The sequence below is a fragment of the Eubacterium ramulus ATCC 29099 genome (assembly GCF_000469345.1).
In the GTDB taxonomy this organism is placed as follows: Bacteria; Bacillota; Clostridia; order Lachnospirales; family Lachnospiraceae; genus Eubacterium_I; species Eubacterium_I ramulus.
In genome coordinates, this window is the sequence record NZ_KI271179.1 from 6,148 (window position 1) to 6,580 (window position 433).

At 38.1% G+C, this 433-nt stretch carries 1 protein-coding gene; it reads right to left on the reverse strand.

Annotated elements, in window-relative coordinates; genetic code table 11:
• The coding region (locus tag HMPREF0373_RS17560) for a helix-turn-helix transcriptional regulator (protein ID WP_278244329.1) at positions 1-350 on the reverse strand (350 nt) is incomplete at its 3' end.
• Positions 351-433: the final 83 nt, after the last annotated feature.

A 433-nucleotide genomic window follows, 5' to 3' on the forward strand; every position in this document is an offset into this window, starting at 1 on the left:
TAAGAAAGATTATGAAAGCCAACAGATAAAGACACCTCTAATATGGAGGTGTTTCCATGTTCAAATAACGCTACCGCTTTTTCCAGTCTGATATTGTTAATATACTGAATGCAGGTCATATTCATGTGTTTTTTGAAAAAGCGCATAAAATGATACTCGCTGAAATAACATAGCTTTGCAAGTTCAGAAACCGACAGAGCTTCTGCATAATGCAGTTCAATATGATCAAGTACAATTTTTAATTTGTCGGAAGAGTCTGATTCCGTGGAGAATTTTGTGTTGCTGTACTGGAGCAGAAGAAAAAGTATCTGTAGCAGATAAGATTTTATGGCTAGTTCATATCCAAACATCCGGGTATCGTATAGGGAAGCAAGCTGCGCAAAAGACTTGCGGAGAGAATTATATGCAGGATGATCCGCGGTAATGAGACAGG